General features: G+C 71.8%; 17 protein-coding genes and 1 pseudogene. 9 read left to right on the top strand and 9 right to left on the bottom strand.

Going from position 1 to position 21,804, the window contains the following annotated elements; translation table 11 throughout:
* Positions 1–125: 125 nt before the first annotated feature.
* Both ACZ4NB_RS09140 and ACZ4NB_RS09145 read right to left on the bottom strand, forming a co-directional pair.
* Positions 126–233, bottom strand: a complete 108-nt coding sequence (locus tag ACZ4NB_RS09140) for a keywimysin-related RiPP (RefSeq protein WP_467659580.1) — start codon at positions 231–233, stop codon at positions 126–128.
* 555 nt (positions 234–788) lie between these two features.
* Positions 789–1,532, bottom strand: coding sequence for a DUF4232 domain-containing protein (locus ACZ4NB_RS09145; RefSeq protein ID WP_467659582.1), 744 nt, complete (start codon positions 1,530–1,532; stop codon positions 789–791).
* Positions 1,533–1,909: 377 nt separating this feature from the next.
* On the opposite strand from ACZ4NB_RS09145, the gene ACZ4NB_RS09150 reads away from it, so the two are divergent.
* From ACZ4NB_RS09150 to ACZ4NB_RS09175, 6 genes are all read left to right on the top strand, one after another.
* Complete coding sequence (locus ACZ4NB_RS09150) at positions 1,910–3,265, top strand: helix-turn-helix domain-containing protein (protein ID WP_467659584.1); 1,356 nt, start codon at positions 1,910–1,912, stop codon at positions 3,263–3,265.
* A 124-nt stretch (positions 3,266–3,389) separates the two neighbouring features.
* Positions 3,390–4,277: an alkaline phosphatase family protein gene (locus tag ACZ4NB_RS09155; protein WP_467659586.1), complete on the top strand. Its 888-nt coding sequence runs from the start codon at positions 3,390–3,392 to the stop codon at positions 4,275–4,277.
* Positions 4,278–4,282: 5 nt separating this feature from the next.
* Positions 4,283–5,605 carry an MFS transporter gene (locus ACZ4NB_RS09160; protein ID WP_467659588.1) on the top strand — a complete coding sequence of 441 codons (1,323 nt, stop codon included), beginning with the start codon at positions 4,283–4,285 and terminating at the stop codon, positions 5,603–5,605.
* Entirely contained in the window at positions 5,602–6,627 is a 1,026-nt protein-coding gene (locus ACZ4NB_RS09165; RefSeq protein ID WP_467659590.1) for a TolB family protein, read from the top strand. The genes ACZ4NB_RS09160 and ACZ4NB_RS09165 overlap by 4 nt, the downstream gene beginning before the upstream one ends.
* A gap of 87 nt (positions 6,628–6,714) precedes the next feature.
* The gene (locus ACZ4NB_RS09170) at positions 6,715–7,311 is read left to right on the top strand and encodes a Type-2Aa cytolytic delta-endotoxin (RefSeq protein ID WP_467659592.1); all 597 of its coding nucleotides are present in this window, start codon (positions 6,715–6,717) and stop codon (positions 7,309–7,311) included.
* Between the two features lie 334 nt (positions 7,312–7,645).
* Positions 7,646–9,376: a PKD domain-containing protein gene (locus ACZ4NB_RS09175; protein WP_467659594.1), complete on the top strand. Its 1,731-nt coding sequence runs from the start codon at positions 7,646–7,648 to the stop codon at positions 9,374–9,376.
* A gap of 108 nt (positions 9,377–9,484) precedes the next feature.
* Here the strand turns inward: ACZ4NB_RS09175 and ACZ4NB_RS09180 are convergent, their stop codons facing one another.
* Both ACZ4NB_RS09180 and ACZ4NB_RS09185 read right to left on the bottom strand, forming a co-directional pair.
* Positions 9,485–9,877: an SRPBCC family protein gene (locus tag ACZ4NB_RS09180; RefSeq protein ID WP_467659596.1), complete on the bottom strand. Its 393-nt coding sequence runs from the start codon at positions 9,875–9,877 to the stop codon at positions 9,485–9,487.
* Between the two features lie 3 nt (positions 9,878–9,880).
* The gene (locus ACZ4NB_RS09185; RefSeq protein WP_467659598.1) at positions 9,881–10,123 is read right to left on the bottom strand and encodes a hypothetical protein; all 243 of its coding nucleotides are present in this window, start codon (positions 10,121–10,123) and stop codon (positions 9,881–9,883) included.
* 173 nt (positions 10,124–10,296) lie between these two features.
* Here ACZ4NB_RS09185 and ACZ4NB_RS09190 point away from each other — a divergent pair, with 173 nt between their 5' ends.
* Positions 10,297–11,460, top strand: a complete 1,164-nt coding sequence (locus ACZ4NB_RS09190) for an NAD-dependent formate dehydrogenase (protein ID WP_467659600.1) — start codon at positions 10,297–10,299, stop codon at positions 11,458–11,460.
* An 84-nt stretch (positions 11,461–11,544) separates the two neighbouring features.
* Here ACZ4NB_RS09190 and ACZ4NB_RS09195 read toward each other — a convergent pair whose 3' ends face one another.
* Complete coding sequence (locus ACZ4NB_RS09195; RefSeq protein WP_467659602.1) at positions 11,545–13,962, bottom strand: SpoIIE family protein phosphatase; 2,418 nt, start codon at positions 13,960–13,962, stop codon at positions 11,545–11,547.
* 181 nt (positions 13,963–14,143) lie between these two features.
* Positions 14,144–14,341 (bottom strand): annotated as a pseudogene (locus ACZ4NB_RS09200) (response regulator transcription factor); the annotation flags it as partial.
* A gap of 34 nt (positions 14,342–14,375) precedes the next feature.
* Between ACZ4NB_RS09200 and ACZ4NB_RS09205 the strand changes: the two are divergent.
* Positions 14,376–14,918: a YciI family protein gene (locus ACZ4NB_RS09205; RefSeq protein ID WP_467659603.1), complete on the top strand. Its 543-nt coding sequence runs from the start codon at positions 14,376–14,378 to the stop codon at positions 14,916–14,918.
* Positions 14,919–15,158: 240 nt separating this feature from the next.
* On the opposite strand, the gene ACZ4NB_RS09210 is transcribed toward ACZ4NB_RS09205, so the two are convergent.
* Positions 15,159–15,881, bottom strand: a complete 723-nt coding sequence (locus ACZ4NB_RS09210) for a DUF6585 family protein (RefSeq protein WP_467659604.1) — start codon at positions 15,879–15,881, stop codon at positions 15,159–15,161.
* Positions 15,878–16,945 (bottom strand): AfsR/SARP family transcriptional regulator, encoded by a 1,068-nt coding sequence (locus ACZ4NB_RS09215; RefSeq protein ID WP_467659606.1) that lies wholly within the window; start codon positions 16,943–16,945, stop codon positions 15,878–15,880. The genes ACZ4NB_RS09210 and ACZ4NB_RS09215 overlap by 4 nt, the downstream gene beginning before the upstream one ends.
* A 160-nt stretch (positions 16,946–17,105) precedes the next feature.
* On the opposite strand from ACZ4NB_RS09215, the gene ACZ4NB_RS09220 reads away from it, so the two are divergent.
* Positions 17,106–19,487, top strand: a complete 2,382-nt coding sequence (locus ACZ4NB_RS09220) for a helix-turn-helix domain-containing protein (RefSeq protein ID WP_467659608.1) — start codon at positions 17,106–17,108, stop codon at positions 19,485–19,487.
* 93 nt (positions 19,488–19,580) lie between these two features.
* Here ACZ4NB_RS09220 and ACZ4NB_RS09225 read toward each other — a convergent pair whose 3' ends face one another.
* Positions 19,581–21,758, bottom strand: coding sequence for a polyprenyl synthetase family protein (locus ACZ4NB_RS09225; protein ID WP_467659610.1), 2,178 nt, complete (start codon positions 21,756–21,758; stop codon positions 19,581–19,583).
* Positions 21,759–21,804 lie beyond the last annotated feature (46 nt).

A 21,804-nucleotide genomic window follows, 5' to 3' on the forward strand; every position in this document is an offset into this window, starting at 1 on the left:
GAACAGAGAGGAAGAACGGGGAACGGGTGGCGGCCGGCTGCCACCACCCGATGACCGGACCGGCTCAGCGGCCGGCCTGGTCCACGCTGCGCCCCGGACCGCTCAGCGGTCGCGGGTGGGCTTGGTCAGAGGAGCTGCTTGCCGCCGAGGAAGTCCTTCGGGCCGTTGCTCTTGAGGCCGGTGACCTTGCGGAAGCTGCCGGCCTTGGTGAGGGTGGGGCGCTCGTACGTCATGATCGTTCTCCTTTTTCATGGGGACGGTGTGCACAACAGGCGCCTGTGCAGCGAATTTCGTGCAACTTCCGTAACGGAAGTTGCGAGCGGCGAAATCCGCGGGCACAACGATAAGTAGGAAAACCTCAACAGCACAACGCCGGATCGCTGGCATTGAGTGGTACAAGAGGGCGCGCAATTCACGTGCACTCCGGCGGGGCATCCCCTTGCGCCCTTGCGGACGTGCCGCAGCACGGCAATTGGTGCGCGAAATAACGTTTTCCCAGCCACCCGACCCGCCATTGCCGGGAACGGGGATATCCTCCCGAACGAAATACAGGCGAACAGAATATCGACCAATCGAAGAATTATTCACCTTGAACGGTCGGGGCCGGGGGCACCATCGACCGAGGGCCAAAGGCCAACACAGGGCCGCGAGGGAAGCGCCGCCCCGTACGGAGGTCCCGTACGGGGCGGCGACGGCCGGCTGACGCCTGGGCAGGAGCGCATCGACGGCACGCGGTTGCCCCGTCGGTCCGATCCGGCCAACTTGGCGCCGGTATCGGACCCTTCGGTTCAGTACAGGAGCGCGTCGGATGCCGAGGTCTGCCAGTAGCTCACCGCGGCGTTGTCGTCCTTGTGCGTCCCCGCGGGCAGGCTGAGCGTCAGCGGTGCGCCGACCGAACCGGAGCCGCTCCTCGGCGTGAAGTACACCGTCAGCTTCCGCGCGGTGCGGCCATGGGCGTCCCCGCCGCCCTCGCCGCTGAGCATGATCGACGCATAGGCGGATCGCCCCGGCGCGAGGGTCACCACGGCCTGCGGCTTGCTGTCGTCGTTGACCCTGGTGGCGGCCTGTTCGTCGTCGAAGCGCAGGGAGGGCGCGAAGTAGGCGCTGCAGGGGCGGGATCCCTTGTTGGTGACCGTCAGCAGCAGGTGGTTGATGGGGCGCGGCACCTTGGTGACGGTGGCCGTCGCATTGCCTCCCGTGCAGGCATCGGACGCGCCGCTGCCGCCGCCGGGGGCCTTTCCGCCGTTCGAGGGCTGCTGGGCGGAGGGATCCTTCTCGGCACCGGAGCCCGAGCCGCTGCCCTTGCCGCTGCCGCTGCCGTTTCCGCTGCCGCTCTTGCCCTCGCTGTTGCCGTTGCTCCTGCCATTCGCGTTGCCGTCGGTCTTGTCCCCGGGGTGCGGCGTGGCGCCGTCGGCGGCGGACTTCGCCGGGGAGTCGGCGTCGGACGACGAGCCCTGGCAGGCGGTCAGGGACAGTGCGGCGAGAACGGCGGCGGTCGCGGCGACGGCGGTACGGGGACGAAGGCGAGGCATGAGGGGCGGTGTTCCTTTCACTCCACAGTGGTGGAGTTGGCCGGGGATATGTCTGTGCGTGGGGCGAATGGATCCGGGTGCTTGCGAGGGCCGTCTCTACCGGCGAGGTCTCAGGTCCGGTCGAGCAGCGAGATGACGACTACTGCGACGCAGACGATCAGCACGGTGAGGGCGACGACATCGCTGAGGCACGGGCGGGTTCGCATCGGGTCTCCCGTCTCGGTGGTGCTGCGTCCAGCCTGCGTGCTGATCGCCACCGCGCCAACCGATCCTGGACAATGAGAGAAGCTGGAACGCCGACATAGGGTTTGACCTGGGGAAACGACCATTCCCTGGAACACCGCCCTGGAACGGCGGAACGAACAGGGGGGATCGGGATGACCACAGGGACAGCGGACTTCGCGCACCTGCTGCGACGGCTCAAGGAGCGCTCCGGACGTAGCTATGGCGTCCTCGCCGGGCAGATGCACCTGAGCGTGTCCACGCTGCACCGCTACTGCAACGGCGACGCCGTACCGCTGGACTTCGCCCCCGTCGAACGCCTCGCCAGGCTGTGCGGCGCGAACCGCGAGGGAATGGTGGAGCTGCACCGGCAGTGGATCATCGCGGACGAAGGGCGCCGACGCGGACGATCGCCCTCGGTCACGGCCCCAACTGGCCCCGACGACCTCGGCTCCTCCGACACCGCCGACGCAGGCGCCGTCGCCGAGGCAGGCGCAAGTGCGGATGCCGAGGCAGGCGCAATGACAGACGCAGACGCCCGCCCATCCGCCGATGCCACACCCCCCACCTCCCCCACCTCCGCCGCCCCCGCCCGCAAGCGGCTCCGCTTCGCCCTCGCCGCCCTCGCCCTGGTCTCGCTCGCCGTACCGGCGGCGCTGGCATTAGAGGGGGCACCGGGGGAGGATGCCCGCCGGGACTCGCGTGGCGCCGCGCGCCTCCCGGCCACCGACGATCACGCCGCCGGTACGCCCAAGAACAGCCCCTCCCCCGCCCCTTCCGCCGTGAAGGACTCCCCCGCACCCGCCGACAAGGGCGAGCACGGCCCCTCCGCTTCGGCCCGCCCGAAGACCCGCGACGCGAACCGTGCACCCGCCGGTGACAAAGGGCAGGGCGACCGCTCCGCACCGCAGGTCGGCGTCAGCTCGTACAACTGGGACGGGCCGTGCGGTGCCTACTACCTGCTCCAGCAGGAGCCGGAGCACGTCCCGCCGCCGCCCCCGCCGCAGGACACCCGCGGCTGGGCGCGCGCCCTGGGCGGCGTCGACGCGGGACATCTGCGGCTCCAGCTCACGGCGACCGGCAGCACGGACGAGGCCGTCGTCCTGACCTCGCTGCACGTCCGTGTGGTGGGCAAGCGCGCCGCGCTCCCCTGGTCCGCGTATTCGATGGCCGAAGGCTGCGGCGGCGGGGTCATCCCGCAGAGCTTCGACATCGACCTGGACTCCGACCGGCCGACGACGAAGCCCGTGGCCGGCCAGAACGGCGACATCGTGGTCCCCGCGAAGGACTTCCCCTTCAAGGTCTCCACTCAGGATCCGCAGGTGTTCAACCTGGATCTGCACGCGGAGGGCCACGACGTCAGCTGGTATCTGGAACTCGGCTGGAGCAGCGGGGACCGGCAGGGAACGGTGCGTATCGACGACGGCGGAAAGCCGTTCCGCACCAGCGCCATCGACGGCCGCGACCGCTTCTCCTACTGGACCGGCAAGGACAAGTGGGTGCCTCAGTAGGCCGGATCCGCATCATCGTTCGCCTTTTCTTCATTTGCCAGCTGCGGTCCGGGTCACACGGCTGCTTCTAGGGTTGCGCCGTGCCGCCCCCCGAACGCTCGTCACTTCTGTCCGGAGGACAGTCATGACCGCAGTAAAGGCACCCAAGCGCCGTCGTCCCCTCACCGCACTGGCCGGGGCGATGGCCCTCGCCGTCACCTCGATCGGGCTCTGGGCCACGACCGAGTCCACCGCATCGGCCGTCGGTCTGCCGGCGCCCGATCATGTGGTGGTCGTGGTGATGGAGAACCACGCCTACTCCCAGGTGATCGGCAGCGCCAGCGCGCCGTACATCAACAACACCCTCAAGGCGGGTGGTGCCAACCTCACCCAGTCCTTCGGTATCACCCACCCCAGCGAGCCGAACTACTACCAGCTGTTCTCGGGCTCCAACCAGGGCCGCACCGACGACAGCTGCGTCCCCGTCGGCTCCCTCAACGCACCGAACCTCGGCTCCGAGCTGATCGGCGCCGGCAAGACCTGGGCCAGCTACAACGAGGGGCTGCCCAGCCAGGGTTCCACCGTCTGCAGCAGCGGTCAGTACGCGCAGAAGCACAACCCGTGGTTCGGCTTCTCCAACGTGCCGACCAGCACCGCGAAGACCATGACGCAGTTCCCGACCGACTACACCACCCTCCCCAAGGTCTCGTTCATCGTGCCGAACCTGTGCAACGACATGCACGACTGCTCGGTCTCCACCGGCGACTCCTGGATCCAGAACAACCTGGGCGCGTACGCGACTTGGGCGCAGACCCACAACAGCGTCCTGGTCGTCACCTTCGACGAGGACAACAAGCAGTCGGGCAACCGCATTCCCACCGTCCTGTACGGAGCGCATGTCGCCCCCGGCAGCTCCTCCGGCACCACCTACAACCACTACAACGTCCTGCGCACCCTGGAGGACCTGGCCGGTCTGACCACGCACGCCGGCAACGCCGCCACCGCCTCCGACATCACCGGCATCTGGAACTGACGCACGTGTATCTCGCGGACTCCCGCAGCGCCGCGCCCGCCGCCGCCCCGGACACCCGTCCGGGGCGGCGGCCCGCCGTGCCCGGCACCGTCCTGGCTCTCGGTGCGGTCAGCCTGATCACCGATGTCTCCTCGGAGATGGTCACCGCCGTCCTCCCGCTCTATGTGGTCGCGGCCCTCGGCCTGTCGCCGCTCGGCTTCGGGCTGTTGGACGGCATCAACAACGGCGTCGGCGCGCTGGTCCGGCTCGTCGGCGGCCACCTCGCGGACCGCGGCGGCCAGCGGCACAAGGTGGTGGCAGGGCTGGGGTACGCACTCTCCGCCGTGTGCAAACCGCTGTTCCTGTTCGCCCACGGCCTCCCCGTGATCAGCGCCGTACTCGCCGCCGACCGGACCGGCAAGGGCCTGCGCACCGCGCCCCGGGACGCGATGATCTCGCTGGCCACCCGGCCCGAACACCGAGGCAGGGCGTTCGGCGTGCACCGCGCCATGGACACCACCGGTGCCCTGCTCGGCCCGCTGGTGGCCTTCGCCGTGCTCCGGGCGGCGGTCGACGGCTATGACGCGGTCTTCGCGGTCAGCGGCTGTATCGCCGCGCTCGGGGTCCTCGTACTGGTGCTCTTCGTGCCCCGGAGGATCACCCCGCAGGCCGCGACGGACGCGGCGACCGCTCCGCAGGCCGTTCGGTCGCCCCGCGGTGGCTCGGGCCCCACACTGCGCGACTCGCTCGCGCTGCTCCGGCGGCCCGGTCTGCGCCGGCTCACCCTGTGCGCCGCCCTGCTCGGACTCACCACCGTGAGCGACTCGTTCCTCTATCTGCTGCTTCAGCGGGAAATGCGGGTGCCCGCCCATATGTTCCCGCTGCTGCCGCTCGGTACGGCCGCCGTCTTTCTGCTGCTCGCCATCCCGCTGGGCACGTCCGCGGACCGTATCGGCCGCGGTCGGCTCTTCCTGGCGGGACATGGCGTCCTGCTGCTCGGCTACGGTCTGCTGCTCTCCCCCGTCCGCGGCGCCCCGGTCGCGGTCACGGTCGCCGTCCTGGTGCTGCACGGCGCCTTCTACGCGGCGACCGACGGGGTACTCGCGGCGGCCACCGCGGGCGCCGTCCCGGCCGAGCACCAGGGCGCCGGGCAGGCGCTGGTGGGCACCGGCCAGGCGGTGGCCCGGTTCCTCTGCTCGCTCGCCTTCGGCGCCGCCTGGAGCCTGTGGGGCGGACGCAGCGCCCTCGCCGTCACAGCCGCCGCGCTGGCAGTCAGCGCCGTCGTGGCCTGGGCCGTGCTCCGTACGACCGGTGAGACGCCGGGTGAGACCACCGGAGGTGCCGTATGACCCGAACCGCCCGCCTCGCGATCCTGCTGGCCGCCGTACTCCTGCTGGGAACGGTCGGCGCCGCGGCGGTCCTGCGCGCCGCCGAGCGATCCGGCCAACGCGACCAGGAGCAGGCGGGTGGTCCGCCCGTGCGGACCGGCGCCGTCTCGCTCCGGGCGACCGCCGCCCACGGCCGGCTGCTGGTCCGCAACCTGGCCTGGGGCCCGCATCGCGACGAGATCGCCACCGCGCCCGCCGACCGGCCGAACGGGCCGCGAACCGTGTCCGGCGTCAAGTGCCTGCGCTTCCACGCGGCCGCCGGCACCGGCATCTGCCTACAGGCCGTGCACCATGCGCTGGACGACACCTATCGCGCCGTCGTCCTCGACTCCCACTTGCGCCCGCGGCACCGATTCCCGGCCGCCGGCATCCCCACCCGCGCCCGCGTCTCGCCCTCCGGCCGTCTCGTCGCCTGGACGGTGTTCGTCAGCGGGGACTCCTACGCGGGCACCAAGTTCTCCACCCGCACCGCCATCGTCGACACCCGCACCTGGGCGATCCAGGACAACCTGGAGACCTTCGCCGTCACCAAGGACGGCCGGCCGTACCGCGCCTCCGACATCAACATCTGGGGCGTGACCTTCGCCGACGACCGCCGCTTCTACGCCACCCTCGCGACCGGCGGTCAGACCTATCTCGTCCGGGGGGACGTCACCGCCCGCACCCTCACCACCCTGCACCGGAACGTCGAATGCCCCTCGCTCTCGCCCGACGGCAGCCGGATCGCCTACAAGAAGCGCGTCCCGGGAGCCTCACCCGACGCGCCTTGGCGGCTGTACGTACTCAACCTGCGCACCCTCTCCGAATCCCGCACGGCCGAACGGCGCAATATCGACGACCAGGCACTCTGGACCGACAACTCCACCCTCGTCTACGCCCTCCCCGGCGACTACGGCTCGGACCTGTGGACCGTCCCGGCCGACGGCAGCGGAAGGGCCCGGCGTCTGATGGCCTCCGCCCTCGCCCCGGCGTATCTGCGCTGACCGGCGGACCGCCCTCCGCCCCCGATGAGCGCAACGGCATACTGCCTGTCGGCGCGACGTGTTCATTTCCGCATGTGAGGAGCAGTCATGGCCGACCAGCCCACCGCCCAGAAGACCACGTTCCGGACGGTCTTCGAAGTGGGCCCCGACGCCCTGGCGCAGACACAGCGCATGGCCGACGCGTTCCAGCACGCGGTCGCCCCGGCGACCGTGGACTACGACTTCGGTGAGATCGGCCGCGCCGCGGGGGCGATCCCCGACGGCTCGATCGTCAAGATCATCCGCGGCTGGGGGCTCCAGGAGACCGCTCCCGCCGGCGTCATGGCGCTCTCCCTCCGGGAGGCGGTCCGCCAAGCGCTGACGCACCCCTTCGGCAACCCCGCGTTCTGGGAGAAGGCCGAGGCGGCGCTCGCCGACGCCTTCGTCGGACTCGGCGCACAGCAGGGCACCCATCTGTCGTTCCACGGCGACGCCACGGACCGCACCAGCTACTACTACAACCTGCTGTTCGCGCTCCAGGACGAGGAGACCGAGGGCTTCGTCTACGTCCTCGCGCTCTGCGCCGATGTGACCGTCGCGCTGGACGGGGAGCGGGCACGCGCAGTGGCTCTCGACGACGTCGCACGGTTCGCCATCCGGGTCAACGCGGTCGCCGTGCGGCAGGCGCTGCGGTCCGCCGTCTGACCGCCGGCCGGGGCATGGCGCCACACCACGTCCCGGCCGCTCCGCCTGCTCCTCTCGCGTGCACCGCCGCCAAAAGGCCGGTAACTGCGGGTAAGTGATCAGTTTCACTCAGTACGTGACCCGCTCGCGGTCCATACCGGTCTCACGGCTGCCATGATCCCTATTGGTGCGGAATGCGGTGGCCTCCGCACACTCCGCATTGGACCGAAATGACGGCGAAATCAGAGGTGTTGGCGTGAAGTTAGCGTGGTGGCGGCGGGTTGCGCCCAGGCGGGCGGGCACCGGCGCGGGTTCCGTGCCGAGGCGGCCGGGGGCGGCCCGCCGCTTGGTGGCGGTGCGGCGTTACGCGGCGGTCGGCGCGGCCGCCGTGCTCCTCGGCCAGCTCCTCGGCGGGCACCCCGCCGCGGCACAGACCGGCCTCCTGCCGGGATCGGCGTTCCCGCTCGTCCTCGATGTGGACATGACGCCGAATCCGGTGTGCAGCGGAGCCGTCCACGGCAAGGTGCAGATCTACGACCCGTCCGCGGCGAAGCACGGAGCCACCGTGGAGTGGCGGGTGCGCGCCGGTGCGGAGCAGCTGGCCGGCGGGCGGCTCGCCATGGCCGCCGATGTCGGTACGGCGGAGTTCGGCATCCCCTTCGACCGGGTGCCCGCGACCGAGACCGCTCTCCAGGTCGATGCCCGCATCGCCGGGTCCGACGACCGGGCGCCCGGCCACTACGGCAAGGTCTGGCGGGACACGGTGCGCCGGGGGTGCGACCCGGTGCGGGTGGCGTCCGTCGGCGACTCCGTGGTCTGGGGCCAGGGCCTGGACCACGACCAGAAGTTCCCCTATCTGACGGGTGAGTTGCTCGGCCGGGCGACCGGCCGGGGTCATCAGAACCTGGACTACTCGATCTCCGGCGCGGTGCTCGACGCGCCCGAGCTGCCCGCGGGCAACAAGGACGCGGCCTGCCTGCGCACGACGGAGCGGCAGGACCCCGACGGCGACGGGGAAATGGAGTTCGGCGAGGTCACCCAGCAGATGCCGGACGTGTTCTGCCAGTTGGAGAAGGCCGGCGCACAGGCGCGGGCGGGCGGCTACGGTCTCGATCTGGTCGTGATCAACGGCTGCATCAACGACCTCGACCCCTTCTTCGGCATCGGCGTCGGCATCACCCCCGGCTCGAAGGACCTCCCCGAGGCGGTGCGGCGCGAGTGCTCCGGCATCGGCGCGGCACCGGAGAACCCGGCCAAGGACGTGCCGTACTTCAGTGGCGCGAAGGTCGGATACGGCGGGCGCGGGATGCAGGCGGCGATCGAGAAGGCCCACTCCCTGCCGGGGCGGCCGAAGGTGCTGGTGGCCGACTTCTACTACGCGCTGAGCCGCAGCAGTTCTCCGATCCCGGTGAAGACCTGCTCGACGCCGGGGCTGGCCGGGGCCCGGCTGGCCTCCTGCAAGGGCGCCCTCGGCGGTGTGGCCGAGCGCTACGAGCAGTACACCCAACTGGCCAACGCGGCCTACCACCAAGCGGCGGCCGCCGCCAACAAGGCGTCCGAGGACGGCCCGTACGCGGTCGCCGCCGACGGACTGTTCACGGTGGACAACGCCGTGCTCACCCGGGACTCCAAGGTCTGGAACACTCCGGTGACCGATCCGGCGTTCCCGCTGCGCACCCGCGCCTGCCCCGAGCTCAGCTCGACTCCGCTGCAGTGCCTGTCCGCGGCCGTCGGCCACCCCGACATCGAGGGCGCCCGGCAGTACGCCGACGCCTTTCTCCTCAACCCGAGTGTGCGCAGGTGGTTCCACCTGCCCCGACAGGGCCCCCGGGCGCAGTTCAAGGCCCCGGAGAAAGCGCAGGTCGGAAGCGAGGTGCCGCTGTCGGTGACGGTGGACGGGAAGCCGCCCGCCGGCGGGTACCGCTACCACTGGTACTTCGGTGACGGTACCCAGCAGGAGACGAGCGAGGCGTCCGTCGCCCATGCCTACGACCGCAAGGGTCCCTGGCTGCCACGGGTCGTGATGACCGGTCAGGACGGCGGACGCGCCCTGGTCGAGGCCGCCCGGCCCCTCACTGCGGACTAAAGGCTCCGTCCCGGGGGCGGCTCGCAGGTGCGGGCCGCCCCCGGGACGTGTCGTGACGTGGCGTCATCACCAGCCGTTGGCGGCGGCGCCCTCCACGGGTCGACGACCTCACCTGCCGGAGACCAGCTCGGCCAGGTGGTGCAGCGAGTTGATGAGATGCTCCGGGCCGAACGGTGGGAACCGGATGCCCCGCGCCCGGATGAACTGCGGCACGGCCGACCAGTCGTAGGTGAGCGTGACCTCGGTCTCGGACGGGCCGAGCGGCACCAGGTCGTAGCGCCAGAGCCAGCCGCCGAACTCCAGTTGGCCGTCGCCCTTTTCCTGCCCCGTGAGCCAGCCGATGGCGCGCGGCGGGTCGAGCACCTGGACCTTGTTGACCACGCGGTAGTCACCCCCTGGATGGTCGGCGTGGTACATGGCCATCCGGAAGATCTGCCCCACCTCGGTCAGCGGCGCCCGGTCGACGGCTTCCTGAACCCAGCCGGTGCACGGCTTGGGCACACTTCAGCCGCGGCCCTCCGTCGGCACCACCATCGCACGCATCGCGACCAGGGCGCCCTTCAGGTCGATGCGGTCGGGTGCCAGCAGCCACTGCTGGTGAATGCCGATCACCGCGCCGCTGATCGCGGCGGCCAGCATCCCGGTAGGGGTGTCCGGCGACGCGGTGATTTCCCTTGTGCAGTGGGAGTCCGCGGAGGCACGGGACGCGTCGCTCGCCGCCGTGACGGAGGCGGGAGTCGACGTCACCTACGACGAGCGCGAGCTCCGCGTCCGGCGCAGTGTTCCGAGGTTTGCCGGGCGGACACCCGCTCGACTAAAATTCAAGATCATCGACCATTAGTCGATTCACCAGTGGACTGCCGGTTCACCAGTGAACTGCCGGTTTTCCACTGCGGTGGCCCCATTGTTGGAGGGCGGCCATGGCAAAGATCCTTGCGGTGCTCTATCCGGATCCCGTGGGCGGCTATCCACCCCCGTACGCCCGCGACGCGATTCCCACCATCACCGGCTATCCGGGCGGTCAGACCGCGCCGACCCCGCAGGCCGTCGACTTCACCCCGGGACAGCTGCTCGGCTGCGTCTCGGGAGAACTGGGACTGCGCCGCTTCCTGGAGGAGCGGGGCCATACCTTCGTCGTCACCTCCGACAAGGAGGGGGCGGGCTGTGTGCTGGACCGCGAGCTGCCCGACTCCGACGTGGTGATCTCGCAGCCCTTCTGGCCCGCCTATCTGACCCCCGACCGGATCGCCTCGGCACCCCGGCTCAGACTCGCGATCACGGCCGGTATCGGCTCGGACCACGTCGATCTGCCGAGCGCCATCTCCCACGGCATGACGGTGGCGGAGGTGACCTACAGCAACAGCATCAGTGTGTCCGAGCACGCCGTCATGCAGATCCTCACCCTGGTGCACGACTATCTGCCCGCCCATGAGTGGGTGACCGCGAAGCAGGGCTGGAACATCGCGGACAGCGTCTCACGCTCCTACGACCTCGAAGGCATGGACGTCGGGGTCCTCGGCGCGGGCCGCATCGGCCAGGCGGTGCTACGACGCCTCCGGCCGTTCGACGTCACCCTGCACTACTGCGATGTGCACCGGCTGCCCGGGGACGTCGAGGAGGAGCTGGCGCTCACCCACCACCCCGACGTCCGGTCCCTGGCCTCCTCGGTCGATGTGCTGTCGATCCACACCCCGCTGCATCCGCAGACCCAGAACCTCTTCGACGACGAGCTGATCGGGGTCATGAAGCGCGGGTCGTACATCGTCAACACCGCACGTGCGCTCATCGTCGGCCGGGATGCCGTGGTGCGGGCCCTCGACAGCGGCCGACTGGCCGGATACGCCGGTGACGTCTGGTATCCGCAGCCGCCACCGTCCGACCATCCCTGGCGCACCATGCCGCACGAGGCGATGACGCCGCATATGGCCGGTACGACCCTGTCGGCGCAGGCCCGCTACGCCGCCGGCACGCGGGAGATCCTGGAGCACTGGCTCGACGGGCGGCCGGTCCGCCCGGAGTACCTGATCGTCGACGGGGGCGGGCTCGCCGGGACGGGAGCGCGCTCGTACACGGTCGCCGGATAGCCGGCGACGGCCGGCGGGCGAGAAACCGTCGGGCGGATGGCGGGAGCCCCCGAACCGGGTGCGCGCGCACCGCCTACCCGCACCTCACAGCGGCTGCTCCGCCCAGATGGTCTTGCCGTTGCGCAGATAGCGGGTGCCCCAGCGTTCGGTGAGCTGGGCGACCAGGAAGAGGCCCCGGCCGCCCTCGTCGGTGGTCGCGGCGTGGCGCAGATGGGGCGAGGTGCTGCTGGTGTCCGAGACCTCGCAGATGAGGTCGCGGTCGCGGATGAGCCTCAGGGTGACCGGACCGCTGCTGTAGCGGTAGGCGTTGGTCACCAGCTCGCTGACGATCAGCTCCGTGGTGAAGGCCAGGTCCGCCAGCCCCCAGTCGTCGAGCTGGGCCACCGCCAGCGCCCGGCCCTCGGCGGCCGCGGTCGGCTCCTCCGGCAGCTCCCAGGTGGCCACCTTGTGTCCGGCCAGGCAGCGTGTACGGGCGGTGAGCAGTGCGATGTCGTCGCTGGGGCGGTCGGGCAGCAGTGCGTCCTCCACCGCCTTGCAGGTGTCCTCCAGCGAGTCGGCGGGCCGGCTCAGCGCCTCGCGCAACTGCGCCAGGCCCTCGTCGAGGTCGCGGCGGTGGCTCGCCAGGAGCCCGTCGGTGTAGAGGGCGAGCACGGTGCCCTCGGGCAGTTCCAGCTCGGCGGCTTCGAAGGGCAGTCCGCCGAGGCCGAGCGGCGGACCGGCCGGCAGATCGAGGAAGTCCACCCGTCCGTCCGGTGTCACCATCGCGGGCGGCGGATGACCGGCGCGGGCCAGGGCGCAGCGCCGGGAGACCGGGTCGTAGACCGCGTACAGGCAGGTCGCGCCGACGACCTGCGGGGCATGCTCGCCGGTCCGCTCCTGCTCGGTCGCCAGCCGGTCCACGAGGTCGTCCAGGTGGGAGAGGACCTCGTCCGGGGGCAGGTCGAGGTGGGCGAGGGTGTGGACGGCGGTACGCAGCCGGCCCATGGTGGCCGCCGCGTGGATGCCGCGGCCGACGACGTCGCCGACGACGAGGGCGACCCGCAGCCCGGAGAGCGGGATGACGTCGAACCAGTCGCCGCCCACGCCGGCGGTGGCGTCGGCCGGCAGATAGCGGTGGTCGATCTCGACGGCCGGGTGCTCGGGCACCTCAGCCGGGAGCAGGCTGCGCTGGAGCGCGAGCGCGGCCTGGTGCTGCTGGGTGTAGCGGCGGGCGTTGTCGATGCAGAGGGCGGCCCGGGCAGCGAACTCCTCGGCCAGCGTGAGGTCGTCCTCCTCGAACGGCTCGGGCCGCCGCCACCGCCACAGGCTCACCACGCCCAGTACGAGGCCGCGGGCGACCAGTGGCACGACGATCAGCGAGTGGACGCCCAGTTCGAGGACCCGCTCGACCTTGTCCGGGTCGAGGGAGGACCAGCCGGGAGAGAACTCCAGGACCGGTTCGAGGACGGGAGCGCGTGCGGCCAGGCATCTGGCCTGCGGGGCCTCCGGTGGGAAGTGCATCGTGTGGCCCACCGGATACATCACCGGCGGGGCCTCGGGCGAGATGCTGCGGACGGCCGCCCGAACCATGTGGGCGGGCGGCTCCTGGCCCGGTTCCTCACCGCGGGTAACCGTTTCGAGCAGGTCGACGGAGACACAGTCCGCGAGGTCGGGGACCGCCACCTCGGCCAGCTCGCGCGAGGTGCGCTCCACGTCGAGGGTGGTGCCGATGCGGGCGCCGGCCTCGTTGAGCAGCGCGAGTCTCCGGCGGGCCCGGTGGCGGTCGGTGACGTCCTCCACCATCTGGGTGACGCCGAGGATACGGCCGGAGGCGTCCTGCATCCGGAAGGCCGAGATGGACACCACCAGCTCCCGGTCGGGGTCGTGCCGCAGGCGGCAGGGCTGCTCGGTGAAGATCAGCGGCTCCCCCGTTTCGAGCACCCGCCGCAGCCGCGCCTCCACCGTCGCGGTGTCCCGGGCGATGACGAAGTCGCCGGTGCGCATACCGCGGAAGTGCTCGACCGGGATGCCGCCGAACCGGGCGAGCGCCCGGTTCACCCGCAGCAGGCTCAGATCGGGGGCGTGCACCGCGAGACCGATCGGGGACCGGCGGAACATCCCTTCCAGGACGGACCGGTCCGTCTCCCACTGGATCACCTGCTCCGCGGGCGCGGCGACGAGCACCCACTCGGTCTCCCCGTCGGCCCGCCCCACCGCCCGGACCCGGAAGCCCAGCTCCACCCGTCTGCCGCCGCGCTCCCGTACGGCGAGCACCCCGAACCAGCCCCCGGCGCTCACGCAGTCCGCCACCGCGGCCATGACGACGTCTTCGTCGCGCGGGTCGAGCAGCACCTCGCGCGCCGTCCGCCCGAGCACCTGCTCCGGCGAGTAGCCGAGCAGCGCCTCGGCATGCTCGGTCCAGCCGACGACCCGGCCCCTGCCGTCCAGCACCGCGGAGGCCGAGCGACGCAGGGCGAACGGGTCGTCCGGGCCCTCGCGGAACGTCGTCACCGGTGTGTCCATCACCTACCACCCTCGTACCGTCCGCGGGGGACCGCGCGTCGGCGCCCGGGGCGCTGCTCGATCCGCGGTGATCGGGCGCCTGGCTCGACTCGAACCCAGTATCGGCCTGGTCAGAGCACTCCGCGCGCCTCACAGGGCATACGCATGGGGCCGCGCCCGCCCCTACCGGCCGATCGGGCCGTCAGGCGCGGAGGTAGGTGAGGACGGCCAGGACACGGCGGTGCCCCTGGCCGTCGAGTTGGAGGTCGAGTTTCTGCAGGATGCTGCTGACGTGCTTGTCGACCGCGGCTTCCGTGCCGTACAGCTCGCGGGCGACGGCGGCGTCGGCCCGGCCCTCGGCCATCAGGGAGAGCACCTCGCGCTCGCGCGGGGTGCGGCGCGCCCTCATCTACCGGCACCTCGATGATGTGGCCATGGAATTCTTCTGCTACCACCGCGATCGACCCGACTCCTTGGCGCTGCGCGACGAGCTGCTGGAAGAGCACTGGTCCTATATGGACCGGTACGCGAAGGAGATGATCGCCCGCGGCCCGACGCTCGTCGGCGATGTGCCCACCGGCAGCGTCCACATCGTCGACCTGCCCGATCTCGCCGCCGCCCGCGCGTTCGCCTTCGACGAGCCCGGCTACCAGGCCGGCGTGTACCGGGACGTGATGCTGCGCCGGTGGCGCAACATGCTGGGGCGCACGATGTGGGACTTCCCCGGCGGCCCGACCGAGGGCAGCCGCTACCTGGTGCTCGGCCTCGGCACGGGACCGGCAGCCGACCTCGCCCTGCCACCCGACCAGGACGAACTGATCGCGTACGGTCCGCTGCTGTCCGACGACGGCGCCATCTGGGTGGGCACCGCGGCCCTGGTCCGCGCACCGGACCCGGACACCGCACGCGCCGTCCTGACCCGGGAACGATACGCCGCCGTCGAGGTCCACAACTGGCAGTTCGGCGGGCGTTCGTGAGGAATCGGGGCGTCGCCCGTCACCTCGGGCCGGAGCCAGCCGTCGTCGCGCTCGGCGGGACCGCACAGCCGTTGCGGGATGGACGTCGGCACCCAGGCGGAGGCCGCGGTGAAGTGCCCTGACATGTCGCGCGCCCGTCTTCTGCCAGTACGGCATCGGCGCCATCGGCGCGCCGGGCTTCGGGGCCTGGCGAGGGCTCGCCGTGCACACCATGACGACGAACTGGGTGCTCGCGGCGGCTCAGCGCCCACCGCCATTACCCAAGTGCTCGACGAGCACGCGGAGGACGAAGAGGTTCCGGATCGTCGACGGTGTGGCCGCCAGGGTGTGCCAGGTGCCGTCGATGTCGAGCCTGACGGCGCCGTGTTCGACCTTCAGGCGCCGCACCTGCGGCCACCGGGCGGCGACCTCGGCGGACCCGACCGCTTCTCTGGTCAGCCAGATGTCCCCGAAGACGAGTCGTCCGCCCTCGTCGAGTGCGGCCAGTGCCGGCGGCAGTTGGGCGCGGATGACGGCCTGCTGGACCTCTGGGACCCATTGCTCCGCGGCGCCCTGCACCGGGCCGTCGTACAGCACGACCCGCTTGCCTTCGATGTCGGTGAGCGTGTGGACGTCGAGGGCGCGGGACCCGGCCGGGTCGTGCGCGGGCCGGACGCTCGTGTGGAACATCGAGGTGGTGTCGTAGCGGATGACCTGGATCCGTCCCTTGATGGCGACCGTCATGCCGTGCTCGTAGAGGTCCAGTCGGGCGTCCGCGCGCGACTTCGTCGTGGCGGACCGGCCGTACCGGACGAAGGCCAGCAGTCTGCGGATCGGCCGGAGCGGGCCGGCCTGCGCGGGGGTCGGCTGTCCGGTCCCCGCGTAGGTGGCACGCCGTCTGCCGATGCCCGCGCGGCCGGCCGCCGCCGAAATCCGCGCCAGCAGCAGCTCCTCACCGCTCGTGCGCGGCGTCGGTCGGGTCATGGCGTGGTGCGGGTGAGGCCGAGGCCGGCGTCGTGCCCGCGCAGGATCATCAGATGCGTCCGGCTCAGCAGCCGGCCCGGCGACACCCCCAGGTCGTCGGCCAGCCGGCGGCGGGTGCGGTCGTAGACGGCCAACGCCTCGGCCCGCCGGCCGCTGCGGTACAGCGCACGCATCAGCATCGCGGCGACCGGTTCGTTCAGGGGCTGCGCCACGGCCAGGGCCCACAGCTCGGCGATCGCCTCGGTGTGCCGGCCCAGCCGCAGCTGCCAGTCCAGCTTCCGCTGCGCGAGGGTGATCCTGCGCTCGGTGAGCCGTAGCCGCTCCAGCTCGACGAAGGGTCCGGGCAGGCAGGAGAGCAGCTCCCCGCGGAACAGGTCCACCGCCTGGCCGCAGACCCGGACCGCCTCGGTGAGTTCGCCCGCCCGCTCGGCCTTTCCGGCGGCGGTGACCAGTTCCTCCATCCGCGTCACATCCACCTCGACCGCGCCGGGGACCAACCGGTAGCCGCACCGGTCGCGCCGTATCACCGAGTCCTGGCCGTCCCCGGTGTTCAGGATCTTCCGTAGTCGGTAGATGTACACCGGCACCACCTTCGTGTTCGGCGGTTCCATCCCCCACACTCCGTCGAGCAGTTCCTGCTGGCTGACCGTCCGGTCCGGGGACAGCGCCAGCGCCGCCAGCACGGCCTGCTGGCGCAGCGGCCCCAGGTCCACGGGCCGGCCGTCGCGCCATGCCTTCAGGGGGCCGAGCACACAGATCCGCACCCGCGGTTCGCGGGCCTGGCGACCGGCACTCCGTACCGACGGGGTTGCCGGCTCGCGCGGGCCGTGGCCCGGGACGACCAGGCCGCAGTCGAAGGCGTGGACGATGGCGGCGGCCCGGTCGCGCAGTCCGAGTTTGGCGAGGATCCGGGCGAGGCGGCCGGCCACGGCGTCGTCGGGGAGGGCGAGGGCGGAGGCGATCTCGGTGTCTGTCAGCCCGCAGCCGACCGCGTAGAGCAGCTCGCGCTCCTGGGGCGTGAGCGTGGTGACGGTCGGTCGGTCGGCGGTCGCGGTCGTCGGCATCGCGGGATCCCCTGGTTCCGGTGGTCGGTCTGGTCGCTGCCGTCGACGCTGGCCCCGGCACCGTGCTGCGGACAGGCCAGCAGACCGGCCGTATCCGGCCGGTGGCCGCGCTAGAGTCCCTCACCTGGGGGAATCGACCTGCCGGGGGAAGGCCAGACCTGTGACAACCAGTGAGTTCAGCGCGCTGTTGAAGCGGCTGCGACGGGCGGCCGGGATGACTCAGGAGGCGTTGGCGGAGCGCGCCGGAGTCGGCGTGCGCACCATCCGGGGGCTGGAGACCGGCGAACGCGCGGACCCCCGGGTGACCACGGTGCGCCTGCTGGCCGACGCGCTCGGGCTGAGCCCCCAGGAACGTGAGGAGCTGCTGGCGGCTGCCGTCCGGAGGACCGGGGACGACACCCGGCCGGAGGACCCGGCCGCCCGCGCCGAGCCGGGGCCGGGCCCGGTGCCGGCCGCCCGGCCGGAGTCGGCGCTGGACGAGACCCTGGCCGATGTGTCCGAGCAGCTGGCGCAGACGGTGGCCGCCCGCTGGCGGCGCGAGGAGGAGCAGCGGCAGGTTCACGATCCCTATCCGCTGCCGGTGCGCTGGCGGCCGGTCGCCGAGGAGCTGACCGATCACTGGGCCAACATCCGCCGGCTGCCCGCCGGTGCCACGCCCGGTCCACTGGATCTGAGCGGGCAACTGGGCGAGATCGCGGGTGTGTTCCGGCGGATCCCGTCCGGGCGGCTGGTGGTGCTGGGTCGTTCCGGCTCCGGGAAGACGATCCTCGCCGTGCGGTTCGTCCTGGACTACCTGGCGTCGCGGAGCCGCCCGGAAGCCGTACCGGTGATCTTCAGCATCGGCTCATGGGATCCGACCGCCATGACGTTCCGGGACTGGCTGGCCGCGCAGCTGACGCGCGATCACCCCGGTCTCGCCGCCCCGGGGCCCGGCGGGTCGAGCCTGGCCGCCGCGCTGGTCGAGACCGGCCGGGTGCTTCCCGTACTCGACGGCTTCGACGAGATCGCCGGGGGACTGCGCCGTCCCGCACTGGAGGCGCTCAACGCCACCACCCTCCCCCTGCTGCTGACCAGCCGCCCGTCCGAGTACGCCGCCGCGGTCGCGGAGACCGATGTGCTCACCTCCGCCGCCGCGGTGGATCTGACCGACCTCACCCTGGACGATCTGGCCGACTACCTGCCGCGCACCACGCGCAAGGCCCGTGGCGGGGCCCCCTCGGCGACCGCCTGGGATCCGGTGCTGAACGAGCTGCGCGAGCGGCCGCACAGCCGGGCCGGTGCCAACCTCGCCGCGGTGCTGACCACTCCGCTGATGGTCACCCTCGCCCGCGCCGTCTACAGCGACACCCCCGGCAACGACCCGGCCGCGCTCCTGGAGACCCGGCGCTTCTCAGGGCCCGAGGAGCTGGAGGACCACCTCCTCGACAACTTCATCGCCACCGCCTACCGCCCCCGGCCCGACCACCGCCCCGGCAGCGGGCCGCGCCACACCGTCGACCCGGAGCGCGCCCAGTACTGGCTCGGCTACCTGGCCGACCACCTGACCCGGCTCGACACCCCCAACCTGGAGTGGTGGCGGCTCGGTTACGGGCTGCGCCGCATCACCCGCACGCTGGTGACCGCGCTGGCGACCTGCCTGGCCATCGGGCTCGTCGACAGTGTCGTCGGCACCCTCTTCGACTCCCTCCAGTTCCAGCTCGCCGACGGGCTGGCGGCGGGACTCCTGTCCGGGCTGCTGTTCGGCATCGCGTACTGGTTACTCGTCGCGTCCGACGACGCGGCCGTGGAACCGTCCGGCATACGGATGAAGTTGTTCGGCCGGGACGCGCGGACCAGACGCCGAGCCCTCCCCCGACTGGTGATCGGGTTGGTGGGCGGGTTCGTGTTCGGCCTCTGCTACGGCTTCGTCCGCGGAGTGCTCAACGGCGTCCTCGCGCACGGCAGCCTCCCGACCGTCCTGGCCATCGGCCTCGACGACGGCATCGTCTACGGCCTGGTGTTCGCACTGGGAGCCGGCCCCACCTTCGGCCTGCTGACCCTCTTCGAGGCCCCCCTCGACATCCGGTCCGCCGTCAATCCGGTCAGCCTGCTGCGGACGAACTCCCGGACCGTCGCCACCCAACTCCTGCTCTGGTCCCCCACCTTCGGGCTCCTGGTCGGCCTGGGATCCATGGCGGTGATCGTTGTCGTGCAGGCGGTCACCGGCCCGGTCGTCTGGAGTCTCACGGCCTCGCTCAAGCTCGGCCTCATCAGCGGGCTCGGCGGCGCCCTCGGCTATGCGCTGAGCCTGACGGCCTGGGGGCAGTGGGCGGTGTTCTCCCGGATCTGGCTGCCGCTGACCGGCCGGCTGCCCTGGGCCGTCGTCGCCTTCCTCGAAGACGCCTACCAGCGGGGCGTGCTCCGTCAGGCCGGCGCGGTCTACCAGTTCCGCCACGCCCGGCTGCAACACCACCTCGCCCGCGCCTACCGCTCCCCCCGCGTTCGCACGCAGCCGACCGGACCGGACAGCCCACCCCCGACCGGCGCATCGGAGCCGGCCTGACGAGACGGCTCCCCGCCGGACGAAACGGACCGCAGAGACGCCCCTGGGGTGGTGTTCGCCGGCGACCGCCTTCCGCCCGCGGGACGACCACCGTCACTTCCCCCACACGCCTCCCCGAGCAGGGAAGTCCGGTTCGCGCAGGGCGGCGTAGTTCCCCAGGGCACGCACCAGGACCTTGGTGAGGGACTCCGCCAGCAGGGGCTCAAGCCGACGCCAGGCTGCGTCGACATGGGCCTTGGCCTCCTGGTAGCAAGCCTGAACGGCGCCGCAGCCGGTGACGGCGGCGGCGACCTCCCGCACCGTCGCCGGATCGGCCCCGCCGCCGCGCACCGACCTCCACAGCCGGGAGATCTCACCGGCCGGCAGCAGGGAGACGGCACGGGCGAGCGGCATGGTGACCTTGCCGGCCCGGAGGTCCTCCCCGCAGTGCTTGCGGAGTGCGCCCTGCGGGGCGGGAATCGTCGCGCCGTACAGATCAAGGAGGTCGTCGGTGATCTGGTAGGCCGTGCCGACGGCTTCGAAGTACTCCCCCAGGGCGGCGATCCGCGCGGTGTCGCCTCTGGCGATCAAGGCTCCGATCTCGGCGAAGGCGCGGGCCGGCAAACCGGTCTTGAAACGGTGGGCCGCCTGGATCCGGGCCAGCAACGCGGTCGGATCGTGTGCGGCCACCGCCTGGTCCATCGCTTCGGTATGGCCTGCTATGTCGACCGCCTGACCGCCGTGCGCGGACCGCAGGGTCCGTATGCAGCGCTGGTAGACGCCCAGGCGCAGGGTGTCGTCGTCGGGTACGAGGTCCTCGATGACGCGGTCGAAGACGAAGTACGCGGCGGTGCCGGCGTTGATCGCGGTCGGCACGCCGTAGACGGTGTGTACGGCCGGAACGCCGCGCCGGGAGGTCGACTCGTCCTGCACGTCGTCGATCGCCAGATTCGCGCTGTGGATCACCTCGACGACCGCCAACAGCCGGGCGTACGACGCGCTGGAGACTCCGAGCAGCTCCATCGCCGCGCAGCACACGAACGTCCGCCAGCCCCTGCCCCCGGGGTCCGTGAGGTGGCGGATGGGCCGCACCAGGGTCTCGTGCACCGTCGTGTCGGGCATGCCGTCCGTCGGGGTGCCGCAGCCACCGAGCAGCGAGGCCGTCAAGGCCGGTGAGGGGCGGTCCGGATAGAGCAGGTTCACCTCGCGCCGGGTGACCGCCTGGAGCCGGCCCAGATACTCCTCGATGTCCGTGATCCGCTGGGCGGGCACCACTTCCGCCCAGGCCCGTCCCCGCACCGGCCGACCGCCCAGAGTGCCCCGCACCTCGGCGTCCGTGCTGAGCAGCCCAAAGCCGAACAGCAGGCTTCGGATGTCCCGGTCCCCGGTCGCCGTGACCGTGAGCCGCGCGTCCACTTCCGGGAGCCGGACCTCCCAGGACGTCGGATAGGTGTTCAGCGTGGCGAGCGAGGTCCACGAGGAGGATTCCGCAAGGTGCGGCCGGGCGTGGACGACGGTGCCGTCGGGAGCCACGGCGCCCGCGGCCGTAAGCCGTTCGGTGACGCGGCGCGAGACGACGTCTTCGACCCGGATGTCGCCGACGCAGAGGTCCCAGCCGCAGTCCAACCCGATGTCCAGACGGATCCAGCCGGCATCGGCCGTCCGCCGCCCGCCGCTCATCCGCGGCAGGTCGGCGCCGGTGGTGTGGTCGTACCACCCGCTGCCCGACACCGCCACCGGCCGCTCGCCCGGTCCGGCGATCACGCCCCGCACGCTGCAGCGCGGCCGGCAATGGCCGCCCAGGTCCCCGAGGCCGCCATACGGAAGGACCGCCCGGGTGGGCGCGACGACCAGGTCCAGACTGAGACCGTCCCCCTCCCGCACGGTGAGCCGGTACGAGCCGTCGGCGGCCTCCCGCAGGGCGGCCACACCGCCGTACTCAAGCCCCACCCGTCCCTTGGCGGCGACCACGACCGGCCCCGGAAGAAGTCGGTCGGGAGGCACCGGCGTCCCGTCCGCCAACGCCTCCACCAGCGCCGCGCGCACCCGCGGGTCCATCGCCTCATCGGCCTCGACGGCCGACCGCAGCATCGCCACCGCCCGGCCGTCCATCCAGGTGCGGACCGCCGGCTCCCGGCCCCCGGCGCCCGACCGGGACCACAGCAACCCGTGCCATGGGTCCGATGGACCAGCTTCCGCCGCGTCCACACCCCGTAGGAACATCACCGCGAACGTAGACGGCTCGCCGGCCTCCCCGGACAGCCAGCCGTGCAGGGCCCACCGCTCCAGCATGATCCCCCCAACGGCACACCGACACCCGGCCACGGTGAGCGGCCCG

Source organism: Streptomyces sp. NPDC026575 (assembly GCF_055567415.1).

Excerpts from the sequence above, each read along its gene's own strand:
- ACZ4NB_RS09140 (WP_467659580.1), bottom strand. The coding sequence starts at position 233 with ATGACGTACGAGCGCCCCACCCTCACCAAGGCCGGCAGCTTCCGCAAG.
- ACZ4NB_RS09145 (WP_467659582.1), bottom strand. The coding sequence starts at position 1,532 with ATGCCTCGCCTTCGTCCCCGTACCGCCGTCGCCGCGACCGCCGCCGTT.
- ACZ4NB_RS09150 (WP_467659584.1), top strand. The coding sequence starts at position 1,910 with ATGACCACAGGGACAGCGGACTTCGCGCACCTGCTGCGACGGCTCAAG.
- ACZ4NB_RS09155 (WP_467659586.1), top strand. The coding sequence starts at position 3,390 with ATGACCGCAGTAAAGGCACCCAAGCGCCGTCGTCCCCTCACCGCACTG.
- ACZ4NB_RS09165 (WP_467659590.1), top strand. The coding sequence starts at position 5,602 with ATGACCCGAACCGCCCGCCTCGCGATCCTGCTGGCCGCCGTACTCCTG.
- ACZ4NB_RS09170 (WP_467659592.1), top strand. The coding sequence starts at position 6,715 with ATGGCCGACCAGCCCACCGCCCAGAAGACCACGTTCCGGACGGTCTTC.
- ACZ4NB_RS09190 (WP_467659600.1), top strand. The coding sequence starts at position 10,297 with ATGGCAAAGATCCTTGCGGTGCTCTATCCGGATCCCGTGGGCGGCTAT.
- ACZ4NB_RS09195 (WP_467659602.1), bottom strand. The coding sequence starts at position 13,962 with ATGGACACACCGGTGACGACGTTCCGCGAGGGCCCGGACGACCCGTTC.
- ACZ4NB_RS09205 (WP_467659603.1), top strand. The coding sequence starts at position 14,376 with ATGGAATTCTTCTGCTACCACCGCGATCGACCCGACTCCTTGGCGCTG.
- ACZ4NB_RS09210 (WP_467659604.1), bottom strand. The coding sequence starts at position 15,881 with ATGACCCGACCGACGCCGCGCACGAGCGGTGAGGAGCTGCTGCTGGCG.
- ACZ4NB_RS09215 (WP_467659606.1), bottom strand. The coding sequence starts at position 16,945 with ATGCCGACGACCGCGACCGCCGACCGACCGACCGTCACCACGCTCACG.
- ACZ4NB_RS09225 (WP_467659610.1), bottom strand. The coding sequence starts at position 21,758 with ATGCTGGAGCGGTGGGCCCTGCACGGCTGGCTGTCCGGGGAGGCCGGC.